We start from the raw sequence: 12399 nt of genomic DNA on the forward strand, positions 1-12399 counted from the left end.
GATCGGCATGGATTTCGGACTGAGCGAAGAACAGGAAATGATCGTCGAGACGGTCCGCGCCTTCGTCGAGACCGAAATCTATCCGCATGAGAATGAGGTCGAGCGCACAGGTATGGTCCCGCCGGAGCTTGGAGACGAGATCCGGCGCAAATGCATCGATCTCGGCTTCTACGCCTGCAATTTCCCGGAAGAAGTCGGTGGCGCCGGCCTCGACCATGTCACCTTCACCCTGGTCGAGCGGGAGCTCGGGCGCGGTTCCCTCGGGCTGACGGTTTTCTTCGGCCGCCCCTCCGGCATCCTGATGGCCTGCGAGGGCGAGCAGCGTGAGCGCTATCTCCTGCCTGCGGTGCGCGGCGAGAAGATCGACGCGCTTGCCATCACTGAACCGGACGCCGGGTCTGACATGCGCGGCATGAAATGCGCCGCCCGCCGCGACGGCAGCGATTTCGTTCTCAACGGCACGAAACACTTCATCTCCCATGCCGACGTCGCCGATTTCGTCATCGTCTTTGCCGCGACGGGCGAGGAGGAAACGCCGAAAGGTATCAAGAAGAAGATCACCGCCTTCCTGGTGGATCGTGGCACGCCGGGCTTCGAGATCCTCAAGGGCTATGATTCTGTTTCGCATCGCGGCTACCACAATTCAACGCTCAGCTTCGAAGATTGCCGGGTTCCCGAAGCCCAAGTGCTGGGCGAGGTGCATCGCGGCTTCGATATCGCCAATCAATGGCTCTACGGCACGCGGCTGACGGTGGCCGCTACCTGCGTCGGCCGGGCGCGGCGCGTCTTCGATCTGGCTTTGCCCTACGCCGCCGAGCGCAAACAGTTCGGCAGGCCGATCGGCGCCAATCAGGGCGTGTCGTTCAAGCTCGCCGATATGATTACCGAGATCGACGCGGCCGACTGGCTGACCCTTGCCGCCGCCTGGCAGGTCGATGCCGGCCGCCCCGCAGACCGGCAGATCGCCTCGGCCAAGCTCTACTCCTCCGAAATGCTGGCCCGGGTCACCGACGAGGCGATCCAGATCTTCGGCGGCATGGGACTGATGGACGACCTGCCGCTCGCCCGCTTCTGGCGTGATGCGCGCGTCGAACGCATCTGGGACGGCACTTCCGAAATCCAGCGGCATATTATCAGCCGCGACCTGCTTCGACCTTTGGGAGCGTGAGCCGATGATGCCCCGCCCGCTCGACCGCCTGCTCAGACCGCAAACGATCGCCGTCTTTGGCGGCCGTGAGGCGCGCAGAGTGATCGAGCAATGCGACCGCATGGGCTTTGCCGGCGAGATCTGGCCCGTCCATCCCAAACTCGACGAGGTGCTCGGGCGGTCCTGCTATCGCTCCGTATCCGACCTGCCTTCGGCGCCGGATGCCGCCTTCGTCGGCGTCAACAGGACGCTGACCGTCGAAATCGTCCGCAGCCTTTCTGAGGCCAGTGCCGGCGGGGCGGTCTGTTATGCGTCGGGTTTCAGCGAGGCGACGGCGGAACTCAGCGACGGCGCCGAACTGCAGCAGGCCTTGCTGGACGCAGCCGGCGACATGCCGATCCTCGGGCCGAACTGCTACGGGCTGATCAACGGTCTCGATGGCGCGCTGCTCTGGCCCGATCAGCATGGCATGCAGCGTATCGAACGTGGCGTTGCGATCCTTACGCAGTCCTCCAATATCGCTATCAACCTGACCATGCAGACTCGCGGCGTGCCGATCGCCTATGTCGTCACCGCCGGCAACCAGGCGCAGACATCGCTTGCCGATGTCGCCTGCGCACTGATCGACGACCCGCGCGTCACGGCGGTCGGCCTTCATGTCGAAGGCTTCGGCGATCTCTCGGCACTCGAACGCCTGGCCGCCCTTGCCCGGCGGTCGAGAAAGCCGGTCGTCGTGCTGAAGGTCGGCAGGTCCGAGCAGGCAAAACGTGCGGCGGTGTCGCATACCGCCTCGCTCGCCGGCAGCGATGCCGTCGCCGACGCCGTGCTCGCCCGCCTCGGCCTTGGCCGTGTCCAGACCTTGCCGGCGCTGCTCGAAACCCTGAAACTGCTGCATGTCGCCGGACCGCTCGCAAGCCATTCGATCTCGTCGATGAGCTGTTCCGGTGGCGAAGCCTCGCTGATGGCGGATGCCGCCGTCGGTCGCAACGTGGAATTCCCCGCGCTGCAGCCACAACAATTGCCTCGTCTGCGGCGGGTCCTCGGCGAGATGGTGACGCTGTCCAATCCGCTCGACTACCACACCTTCGTCTGGGGTGATCTTGCACGCCAGACTGAAGCCTTCAGCGCCATGTTCGAGGCCGGCTATGCCCTCAATCTCGTCGTCCTCGACTTCCCCCGCGGCGACCGCTGCGATGCGTCCGAATGGGCGATGACGGCAGACGCGGTGATTGTGGCTGCCGCCGCAACCGGTGCGCTGGCCGGCCTTCTGGCAACCCTTCCAGAAAACATGCCGGAGCCTGTCGCCGATCGGCTGATGGCAAATGGCATCATTGCCTTCTGCGGTATCGAAGAAGCCATCACGGCAGCGGAAGTTGCCGCCGGCATCGGCCAGGCGTGGGATCGCCCGCCTCCCCTGCCGCTGCTCAATGTGTCCTCTATCGATGGCGAGATCGAGACGTTGACGGAAGCCGATGCGAAGGCTGAGCTTTCTGCCTTCGGCCTTCCGATTCCGCGAGGGCTGCTGGCCTCCTCTCCCGGTCAGGCGGCCGAGCAGGCTGAGCGGCTCGGCTTTCCCGTCGTGCTGAAAGCGCTCGGCATTGCGCACAAAACCGAGGCTGGGGCCGTCGTATTCAACCTGGAGGATATTGAAGCCGTGTCGAATGCGGCGGCGGCCATGCCGCCGAATGCCGGCTATCTCGTCGAGAAAATGATCGATCCGCCGGTCGCCGAGCTCATTGTCGGCGCCGTCCGCGACCCTGTCTTCGGATTGTCGCTTACGCTTGGAGCGGGCGGAATCTTCGTTGAATTGCTTGACGATTCCGTCATCCTGCCCCTTCCGGCGACGAAAACCGACATTCACGCGGCAATTTCGCGCCTCAAACTTACAAAATTGATCTATGGCTATCGAGGGCGGCCAAAAGGCGATCTCGAGGCCGCTGTCGGCGCTGTCTCAGCAACGGCACATTATGTCGTAAAGAACGCGGCACGGCTGGAGGAACTGGACATTAATCCATTGATGGTTCTTCCCGAAGGGCGTGGCGTGGCCGTGGTCGATGCTCTGATACGGCGGAGGAGGTAGCATAGGTTGAGCGATCCCATTCGCACACGACAGGACGACGGAGTGCTCGAAGTCGTCATCGACCGGCCGAAGGCGAATGCCATCGACCTTGCGACCAGCCGTGCCCTGGGGTTGATCTTCCGCGATTTCCGCGACGACCCGGCGCTGCGGGTCGCCATCGTGTCGGGTGCCGGCGAGAAGTTTTTCTGTGCCGGCTGGGACCTCAAGGCGGCGGCATCAGGCGATGCGGTCGACGGAGATTACGGCGTCGGCGGCTTCGGCGGACTGCAGGAACTGCGCGACCTCAACAAGCCCGTCATTTGTGCGGTCAACGGCATCTGTTGCGGCGGCGGTCTGGAGATCGCGCTGTCGACCGACCTGATCCTCGCCGCCGAGCATGCGACCTTCGCCCTGCCGGAAATCCGTTCCGGCACGGTTGCCGATGCGGCTTCCATCAAGCTGCCGAAACGCATTCCCTACCACATCGCCATGGACATGCTTTTCACTGGGCGCTGGCTCGACGTTCACGAGGCGCATCGCTGGGGCTTCGTCAACGAGGTTCTGCCGGCCGAGCGGCTGATGGACAGGGCCCGGGAGCTTGCCCGCCTGGTCGCAAGCGGGCCGCCGCTCGTCTATGCGGCCATCAAGGAAATCGTGCGCGAAGCGGAGGGTTCGACCTTCCAGACTGCCATGAACAAGATCACCAAGCGGCAGTTTGCGACGGTCGACAGGCTCTATTCGAGCGAGGATCAATTGGAAGGCGCGCGGGCCTTCGCCGAGAAGCGAAGCCCCATTTGGAAAGGAAAATAACCAGGCGGCAGCAACCGCACCGTTTTCCCGCATGATGCGGGCACCGGAGGTGGAGAGGAAACCGCCTGCGGACCATGCCCGGAAGTTCTGTCAACGCACCACAAAGAAGGAACAGGGGAATGACCGACTACACGAAATATCTCACAAGCCGCGTCACCGCCGGCGGGCTCAGCCGCCGCGAATTCATGGGACGCGCCATGGCGGCAGGCATCACACTTGCCGCTGCCGACAAGCTCTTCACCGAAAGTGCGCAAGCCGCCGAACCGAAGCGCGGCGGCCATCTGAAGCTCGGCCTCGAAGGTGGTGCCGCCACCGATTCCAACGATCCGGCAAAATTCCTGTCGCAGGTGATGTTCTGCATCGGCCGCTGCTGGGGGGACATGCTGGTCGAATCCGATCCGCTGACGGGTGCTGCCGTGCCGGCACTCGCCGAATCCTGGGAGCCGTCAAAGGACGCGGCGACCTGGACCTTCAAGATCCGCAAGGGCGTCAAGTTCCACAATGGCAAGGAGCTGACGATCGACGACGTCGTTGCGACGCTGAAGCGTCATACCGATGCGAAGTCGGAATCCGGCGCGCTCGGTGTTCTCGGCTCGATCAAGGAGATCAAGGCCGACGGCAGCAATCTCGTCTTGACGCTCAGCGAAGGCAATGCCGACATGCCGTTGCTGCTGTCGGACTACCATCTGGTCATCCAGCCGAACGGCGGCGTAGATGATCCGTTGGCGTCGATCGGCACCGGCCCCTACAAGATGACGAGCTTCGAGCCCGGCGTCCGCGCCACCTTTGAAAGGAACAAGGACGACTGGCGCACCGACCGAGGTTATGTCGATTCGATCGAAATCATCGGCATGAATGATGCGACCGCCCGTATCGCCGCACTTTCGTCGGGCCAGGTGCACTACATCAACCGCGTCGATCCGAAGACCGTCAATCTGCTGAAACGCGCCCCGAACGTCGAGATCCTCTCGACCGCCGGCCGCGGCCACTACGTCTTCATCATGCATTGCGACAAGGCGCCGTTCGACAACAACGACCTGCGCTTGGCCCTCAAATACGCCATGGACCGCGAGACCATGGTGCAGAAGATCCTCGGCGGTTACGGCAAGGTCGGCAACGACTTCCCGATCAACAGCACCTATGCGCTGTTCCCCGAAGGCATCGAGCAGCGCGCCTACGATCCTGACAAGGCTGCCTTCCACTACAAGAAGTCGGGCCATAGTGGCTCCGTCCTCCTGCGCACCTCCGAAGTCGCCTTCCCCGGCGCGGTCGACGCGGCCGTCCTCTATCAGGAAAGCTGCAAGAAGGCCGGCATCGAGATCGAGGTCAAACGCGAACCGGGCGACGGCTACTGGACCAACGTCTGGAATGTCCAGCCCTTCTCGACCTCCTACTGGGGTGGCCGCCCGACGCAGGACCAGATGTATTCCACCGCCTATCTCTCGACGGCGGACTGGAACGACACCCGTTTCAAGCGTCCTGACTTCGACAAGCTGCTGCTGCAGGCCCGCTCCGAACTTGATGAAGCCAAGCGCAAGGACATGTATCGCACTATGGCGATGACGGTGCGCGACGAGGGCGGCGTGATCCTGCCGATGTTCAACGACTTCGTGAACGCCTCCACCAAGCAGGTGAAGGGTTATGTCCATGACATCGGCAACGACATGTCGAACGGCTACGTCGCGACCCGCGTCTGGCTGGACGCCTGATGGCAAGGGGCGCATGCCCCTCCGATCTCTAACGAAGCCGGGACCGTGGGATGAAAACCCGCGGTCCTCCCGACGTTTTAGCGCGAGGTCCTCGCCATGACCAATCCTGCCCCAAGCATCTTGCCCGGCCTCCGGTTCCGGCAGCGTTTTCCGCTGCTTGCCCTGATCCTCGAGCGCTTCGTGCTCAGCCTCGTCCTGCTCTTTGCCGTCTCCATCCTGATCTTCGGCGGCCTGGAAGCCCTGCCCGGCGATTTTGCCACCACCTATCTCGGCCAGTCGGCGACCCCGCAGGCCGTCGCCAATATTCGTCAGGATCTCGGGCTGAACCGCCCGATAACCACGCGCTACGTCGAGTGGCTCGGCAACGCCGTCCAGGGTGACTTCGGCACTTCCTGGGCCAGCAAGAATTCGGTGAGCGAACAGATCGGCAAGCGCCTCGGCAACTCGCTGTTCCTGGCCGGTTTCGCAGCGGTGATTTCAGTGCCGCTCGCGGTCGGCCTCGGCATGCTGTCGGTGCATTTCCGCAACCGCCTGCCGGATAAGATCATCAACGTGATCTCGCTTGCGGCGATCTCACTGCCGGAATTCTTTATCGGCTACCTGCTGATCCTGTTCTTCGCGGTGAAGCTCGGCATGGCGACCTTTCCGGCGACCGTCTATGACAGCATGGGTTTCGTCGAGCGGTTGAAGGCAATCGCGTTGCCGACGGCGACCCTCGTGCTCGTCGTGCTCGCGCACATGATGCGCATGACGCGGGCGGCGATCCTCTCCGTCATGTCGTCGGCCTATATGGAAACCGCCGAGCTGAAAGGCCTCAGCGCCTTCCGCGCGATCGTCAAGCATGCCGCCCCCAATGCGCTCGCGCCGATCATCAATGTCATCGCGCTGAACCTTGCCTATCTCGTCGTCGGCGTCGTCGTTGTCGAAGTGGTCTTCGTCTATCCCGGCATGGGGCAATACATGGTCGATGCGGTCACCGTGCGCGACATGCCTGTCGTGCAGGCCTGCGGCCTGATCTTCGCGGCCGTCTACATCTTCCTCAATATGACGGCCGATATCCTCGCGATTATCGCCAATCCCAGGCTGAGGCATCCGCGATGAGATTGAGAGACATCCCCATCACCGCCTGGATCGGCATGGTCGGTATCGCCATCGCCTTCATCTTCGCAATCTTCGCACCCTGGCTCGCCCCCTATGGCGAGACGCAGGTCGTCGGCGACGTCTGGCAGCTGCCGGATAATCAATACATCTTCGGTCTCGACAATCTCGGCCGCGACATCTTCTCGCGGCTGATCTACGGCGCGCGCACGACGCTGACGGTAGCATCCGCCGCCACCATCATCTCCTTCTCGCTCGGCATTATCCTGAGCTTCACCGCTGCTGTCTCGCGCGGCGTTATCGACACCGCCCTGTCACGCTTCAATGATCTGATGATGTCGATCCCGACGCTGATCTTCGCGCTCGTCGTTCTTGCGGTGCTGCCGCAAAACATCGTCGTGCTGATCCTTGTCATGGCGATCCTCGATTCCACCCGCGTCTATCGTCTCGGCCGTGCGGTGGCGCTTGATGTCGCCGTGATGGAATTCGTCGAGGCGGCGACGTTGCGCGGCGAAGGCAAGCTCTGGATCATCTTCCGCGAGATCCTGCCGAACACGCTGTCGCCGCTGCTGGCGGAGTTCGGGCTGCGCTTCGCCTTCTCGATCCTGTTCCTCTCGACGCTTTCCTTCCTCGGCCTCGGCATTCAGCCGCCCGCGGCCGATTGGGGCGGCATGGTCAAGGACAACAAGGACGGCATCATCTTCGGCATCTCGGCAGCGCTGGTGCCGGGCACGGCGATCGCCGTGCTTGCCGTCTGCGTCAACCTCGTCGTCGACTGGCTCCTGAAACGCACATCCAGCCTCAAGGGAGGGCGCGGCGATGCCTGAGCTTCTTTCCGTTCGCAATCTGAAGATCGAAGCAACCAGCTATCCGCCGGGCGAACCGCCCAAGCGGGTCACTATCGTCGACGGCGTTTCCTTCGACCTGCAGAAGGGCAAGGTCCTCGGCCTCATCGGCGAATCGGGGGCCGGCAAATCGACAATCGGCCTTTCCGCACTTGCCTATGGCCGGGGCGGCGCCGAAATCACCGGCGGTGAGGTGCGGCTCGACGGCGCCGATATCCTGGCGCTCGGCAAGAACGGCATCCGTAAAATTCGCGGCGCACGGGTTTGCTATGTCGCGCAATCGGCCGCCGCCGCCTTCAATCCGGCCCACAGGCTCGGCGATCAGGTGATTGAAGCGTCTGTCAAACATGGTTTGATGAGTAAGGAAGAGGCGCGCAAGCGTGCACTTTATCTGTTCGGGGTTCTTGGCCTGCCCAGTCCCGAAACCTTCGGCGAGCGCTTTCCTCACCAGGTCTCCGGCGGCCAGCTGCAGCGGGCGATGACGGCGATGGCGCTCTGCTCCAATCCCGAACTCATCGTTTTCGACGAGCCGACGACAGCGCTTGACGTCACCACGCAGATCGACGTGCTGGCGGCGATCAAGCATGCTATCGAGGAAACGCACACGGCCGCCCTCTACATCACCCATGACCTTGCCGTCGTCGCCCAGATCTCGGACGACATCATGGTGCTGCGCTATGGCAAACAGGTCGAATATGGCAGTGTCCAGCAGATCATCGAGGCACCGCGGGAGGATTATACCCGCGCCCTCGTCAATGTCAGGCAGGCCTACCGCGAGGAAGCTGCCGACCAGTCTGCAGCACTTCTCAAGGTCGACAATGTCAGTGCCGAATATTCCAACGGCTTCAAAGTGCTGCACGATGTCACGCTGCACGTGCCGAAGGGGCAGACGCTCGCGGTCGTCGGCGAATCCGGTTCCGGCAAATCGACCCTGGCGCGCGTCATTACCGGCCTGCTGCCGCCGAGCAGCGGCCGCATCGCCTTTGACGGCAAGCCGCTGATGCCGGGCCTGAAGAGCCGGCCGAACGACGATCTGAGGCGAATCCAGTTGATTTACCAGATGGCCGACACGGCGATGAACCCACGTCAGACGGTTCGCGACATCATCGGCCGCCCGCTGACCTTCTATTATGGCCTCAGAGGTGCCGAGAAGACCGCCCGGGTGAAGGAACTGCTCGACCAGATAGAGATGGGCAAGGGCTTCGTCGATCGCTACCCGGCCGAACTTTCCGGCGGCCAGAAGCAGCGGGTGGCGATCGCAAGAGCGCTTGCCGCCAAGCCCGAACTCATCCTCTGCGACGAGCCGACCTCGGCGCTCGACCCGCTGGTGGCGGAGGGTATCCTCAAGCTGCTTCTCCGCCTGCAGGAGGAAGAACAGCTGTCCTATGTCTTCATCACGCACGACATCGCCATCGTCCGGGCGATTGCCGACAGCGTGGCGGTGATGCATCGCGGCAAGCTGGTGCGGTTCGGTCCGAAATCGAAGGCGCTATCGCCGCCCTTTGACGACTACACCGATCTGCTGTTGAAATCCGTGCCGGAAATGGAAATCGGCTGGCTGGAACGGGTGCTTGCCACGCGGCGCATGGAGAGCGCCGGTAACTGACTTGACGAGAGCCGAACCCTCGTCTCAAGGAGTATGCATCAAGGAATGAGCATGACCTCGCGCGGCTTCACCACCATCGAGAATGAATGGATTACGCTGAAGGATGGGACGCGGCTTGCCGCGCGCATCTGGATGCCTGACGGCGCGGAAAAAGATCCCGTTCCCGCCGTCTTCGAATTCCTGCCCTATCGCAAGCGGGATGGAACCAGCCTCAGGGATGAGTCGACCTACCCGGTATTCGCGGCCGCAGCCATTGCCGGCGTGCGCGTCGATATCCGCGGATCCGGAGAATCCGACGGCGTCATCGACGGCGAATATACCGAATGCGAGCTTGCCAATGCCTGCGAGCTGATCGCCTGGATTGCCGCGCAGTCATGGTCGAACGGCTCGGTCGGCATGATGGGCATCTCCTGGGGCGGCTTCAACAGCCTGCAGGTCGCAGCATTGCGCCCGCCGGCGCTGAAGGCGGTCATCTCGATCGCCTCGACCGTCGACCGTTACAATGACGATATCCATTACAAGAACGGCTGCCATCTCTCCGCCCAGCTCTCATGGGCGGCAACGATGCTCGGTTACCAGTCGCGGCCGCCCGATCCTGCGCTTGTCGGCGAACGCTGGAAGCAGATGTGGCTGGAACGTCTGGCCGGCGAACCCTTCTTCATGGAGGAATGGTTGAGCCACCAGCGGCGCGACGAATTCTGGCGGCATGGCTCGATCTCCGAGGATTTTTCGAGCGTCGAGATCCCGACGCTTGTCATCGCCGGCTGGGCCGACGGCTACCGCAATACGCCGCTGATGGCGGTCGAAGGCTTAGGCGACAAAGCAAAGGCGCTGATCGGGCCCTGGGTTCACAAATATCCGCATTTCGCGTGGCCGAAGCCGCGTACCGATTTCCATGGCGAAGCGATCGCCTGGTGGAACAAATGGCTGCGGGGCGAGGAGAACGGCATCGACGAGCTGCCGCAGGCCCGCGCTTATATTCTCGACGCCATCCGCCCTGCCCCGCGGCGCGACAGCGATCCGGGCTTCTGGGTCGCCAAGGGCGTTTGGTCGCCGCCGCAAATGCAATGCTTCTATGTCGAGCAATTCGGCAGGTTGACTGAAGGCATGCCGATCCCGCATGCGCCCGAACATCGCGTCTATGTGAGATCTCCGCTCGACACCGGGACGGCATCAGGCGAGTATTTCACGCTGAAGCCCGACGCGGAAATGGCGGCCGATCAGCGCTTGGACGATGCCGGCTCGCTGGTCTTCGATACGATGCCGCTTGCGAGGGATTACGACTATCTCGGCCGGCCCGTGCTGACGCTTGCGCTGCGGGCTCGGGCGGCGGGCGGAAATCTCTGCGCCCGGCTCGTCGATGTCCATCCGGACGGCACGGCAACACGTGTCGCCTTCGGCGTCGTCAATCTCACTCACCGCGACGGCAATGCAGATCCCAAGCCGCTGACACCAGGCGAGAGGGTGTCGATCCGCCTCGTGCTCGATGCCTGCGGTTATCGCTTCCGCAAGGGGCATCGCATCCGCCTTTCGCTTTCTACCGCCTATTGGCCGATGATCCTGCCGCCGCCTGATGACGAGGGCATCGAGGTCGATATCGCCGCACTCGGCCTGGGGCTGCCGATGCTCGGCGAGCACCAGCGGATCGACATCAAGGAACCGGCCAATCCCGATCCCCTGCCGAAATACATCGAGCATGCGGGCGCCGCGACCAAGCGGCAGGTCGTCCGCGACCTCTCGGCCAACCGAACGGACTATCACATCTACGAGGATACCGGGCTCACCGAACACCCCGAGACAGGTCTCTCGACCCGGCAATTGCGGGAGGAAGTCTGGTCGATTTCACCCGACAATCCGCTGTCGATGACCGGGACGTCGACCTGGACCTGCGACATGCGCCGCCCCGGCTGGTTCGTGCGAACGGTCGCGACCGCACGGATTGCCTGCACCCGGACCGACTGGGTCATCAGCGCTGTCGTCACCGCCTTCGAGGACGATGTTCAGGTCTTCGAAAAGGTCTTTGCGGAAAAGCGGATCGCGCGCGACCTGATGTGACCATCAAGCCGCTGCGAAACGCCTTATGGCCTCGCAGACGGCGCGGAAGCCGTCGCGGGCACCATCGCTCATGTGCCGGGCGCGCAGCCAGGCATGCACCATCTGCGGTTCCTCCCGGAACCAGACTTCGACGCCCTCCGCGGTGAGCCGGGCGGCATAGTGCCGGCCGTCGTCCCGGAGCGGATCGAAATGCGCAACCGTGATGAAGGTCGGCGGCAGCCCGGCAAGCGAAGCTGCCTGCAGCGGTTCGGCGATCTTATTGCCTGCCGGTGCTTGCAGGATCTCGCGGTAATAAGCGACATCCGCCGTTGTCAGACCCGGCGCCGCGGCCATTTCGACATAGGAGCCGGCAGTAAGATCCCCGCCGAGCGCCGGGTAGATCAGGACTTGTCCGACGACGCCGGACAGGTCCTCGTCGCGCGCGCGCAACGCAAGGCCCGCCGCCAGATTGCCGCCAGCACTGTCGCCGATCAGCACGACCTTGCTATTGGCGGAAAGCAGATGCTTCAACACGGCAAAGCCGTCATCCGTCTGCGCCGGCCAGCGATATTCAGGGACCAGCCGATAATCGACCGAAACGAGTTCCGCACCGGCAAAATCGGCAATCTCGGCGCAGATGGCGTGATGGCTCTCGAGCGAACCGACAACGAAGCCGCCGCCATGAAGATAGAGTAGAACGGACCTCGTGCTGATTTTCCGCGGACGGTAGCGCCGGATCGGTATGCGCTGGAGCATGCCGTCCGCAAAGATCATCTCCGGGGGCAGCGGGCGGTCAAAGCGCGCGCAAAGAGCGTCGTACCAATCTCGCTGCTGCTCGATCGACGCTTCAACGGCGTCCGATGGGTAGAAGGCATCGCAAATCGCCAGAAACTGCAGGATGCCCTTCTCGGTAGGAACAGACGGTTGAGCGGACATGGAGGTCCTTTCGCGATTTGGGACGATGTAGATCACGTCCCCGGCCGACTCTGTCCTCATCATGCGCCTTTGTGACGGGGACGATCTGTCTGGCCGCGACCCAAAAATGTCGTGACACTCAAAATTTCCGATAATTTTTCGCCATCGACCCAAGG

9 protein-coding genes are annotated in these 12399 nt (G+C 62.9%); 8 read left to right on the plus strand and 1 reads right to left on the minus strand.

Annotated elements, in window-relative coordinates:
• Positions 1-7: 7 nt before the first annotated feature.
• The 8 genes from ACS4RR_RS27185 to ACS4RR_RS27220 all read left to right on the plus strand — a co-directional run bounded on the left by ACS4RR_RS27185 (position 8) and on the right by ACS4RR_RS27220 (position 11329).
• Complete coding sequence (locus ACS4RR_RS27185) at positions 8-1168, plus strand: acyl-CoA dehydrogenase family protein (protein WP_456190382.1); 1161 nt, start codon at positions 8-10, stop codon at positions 1166-1168.
• A 4-nt stretch (positions 1169-1172) separates the two neighbouring features.
• On the plus strand, positions 1173-3227 hold the full coding sequence (locus ACS4RR_RS27190; RefSeq protein WP_456190383.1) for an acetate--CoA ligase family protein: 2055 nt from the start codon (positions 1173-1175) through the stop codon (positions 3225-3227).
• A 6-nt stretch (positions 3228-3233) separates the two neighbouring features.
• Positions 3234-4016, plus strand: coding sequence for a carnitinyl-CoA dehydratase (locus ACS4RR_RS27195; RefSeq protein ID WP_456190384.1), 783 nt, complete (start codon positions 3234-3236; stop codon positions 4014-4016).
• A 119-nt stretch (positions 4017-4135) separates the two neighbouring features.
• On the plus strand, positions 4136-5725 hold the full coding sequence (locus ACS4RR_RS27200) for an ABC transporter substrate-binding protein (RefSeq protein ID WP_170260073.1): 1590 nt from the start codon (positions 4136-4138) through the stop codon (positions 5723-5725).
• 96 nt (positions 5726-5821) lie between these two features.
• On the plus strand, positions 5822-6826 hold the full coding sequence (locus ACS4RR_RS27205) for an ABC transporter permease (protein ID WP_017968663.1): 1005 nt from the start codon (positions 5822-5824) through the stop codon (positions 6824-6826).
• On the plus strand, positions 6823-7650 hold the full coding sequence (locus tag ACS4RR_RS27210; protein ID WP_017968664.1) for an ABC transporter permease: 828 nt from the start codon (positions 6823-6825) through the stop codon (positions 7648-7650). The genes ACS4RR_RS27205 and ACS4RR_RS27210 overlap by 4 nt, the downstream gene beginning before the upstream one ends.
• Entirely contained in the window at positions 7643-9274 is a 1632-nt protein-coding gene (locus ACS4RR_RS27215) for an ABC transporter ATP-binding protein (RefSeq protein ID WP_017968665.1), read from the plus strand. Before ACS4RR_RS27210 ends, ACS4RR_RS27215 begins: the two co-directional genes overlap by 8 nt.
• A 51-nt stretch (positions 9275-9325) precedes the next feature.
• The gene (locus ACS4RR_RS27220; RefSeq protein WP_456190455.1) at positions 9326-11329 is read left to right on the plus strand and encodes a CocE/NonD family hydrolase; all 2004 of its coding nucleotides are present in this window, start codon (positions 9326-9328) and stop codon (positions 11327-11329) included.
• A 3-nt stretch (positions 11330-11332) separates the two neighbouring features.
• Here ACS4RR_RS27220 and ACS4RR_RS27225 read toward each other — a convergent pair whose 3' ends face one another.
• On the minus strand, positions 11333-12244 hold the full coding sequence (locus ACS4RR_RS27225; protein WP_017968667.1) for an alpha/beta hydrolase: 912 nt from the start codon (positions 12242-12244) through the stop codon (positions 11333-11335).
• Positions 12245-12399: the final 155 nt, after the last annotated feature.

The organism is Rhizobium zaerense, from assembly GCF_051810725.1.
GTDB lineage: Bacteria > Pseudomonadota > Alphaproteobacteria > Rhizobiales > Rhizobiaceae > Rhizobium > Rhizobium leguminosarum_I.

Excerpts from the sequence above, each read along its gene's own strand:
- ACS4RR_RS27185 (WP_456190382.1), top strand. The coding sequence starts at position 8 with ATGGATTTCGGACTGAGCGAAGAACAGGAAATGATCGTCGAGACGGTC.
- ACS4RR_RS27190 (WP_456190383.1), top strand. The coding sequence starts at position 1,173 with ATGATGCCCCGCCCGCTCGACCGCCTGCTCAGACCGCAAACGATCGCC.
- ACS4RR_RS27200 (WP_170260073.1), top strand. The coding sequence starts at position 4,136 with ATGACCGACTACACGAAATATCTCACAAGCCGCGTCACCGCCGGCGGG.
- ACS4RR_RS27205 (WP_017968663.1), top strand. The coding sequence starts at position 5,822 with ATGACCAATCCTGCCCCAAGCATCTTGCCCGGCCTCCGGTTCCGGCAG.
- ACS4RR_RS27210 (WP_017968664.1), top strand. The coding sequence starts at position 6,823 with ATGAGATTGAGAGACATCCCCATCACCGCCTGGATCGGCATGGTCGGT.
- ACS4RR_RS27215 (WP_017968665.1), top strand. The coding sequence starts at position 7,643 with ATGCCTGAGCTTCTTTCCGTTCGCAATCTGAAGATCGAAGCAACCAGC.
- ACS4RR_RS27220 (WP_456190455.1), top strand. The coding sequence starts at position 9,326 with ATGACCTCGCGCGGCTTCACCACCATCGAGAATGAATGGATTACGCTG.
- ACS4RR_RS27225 (WP_017968667.1), bottom strand. The coding sequence starts at position 12,244 with ATGTCCGCTCAACCGTCTGTTCCTACCGAGAAGGGCATCCTGCAGTTT.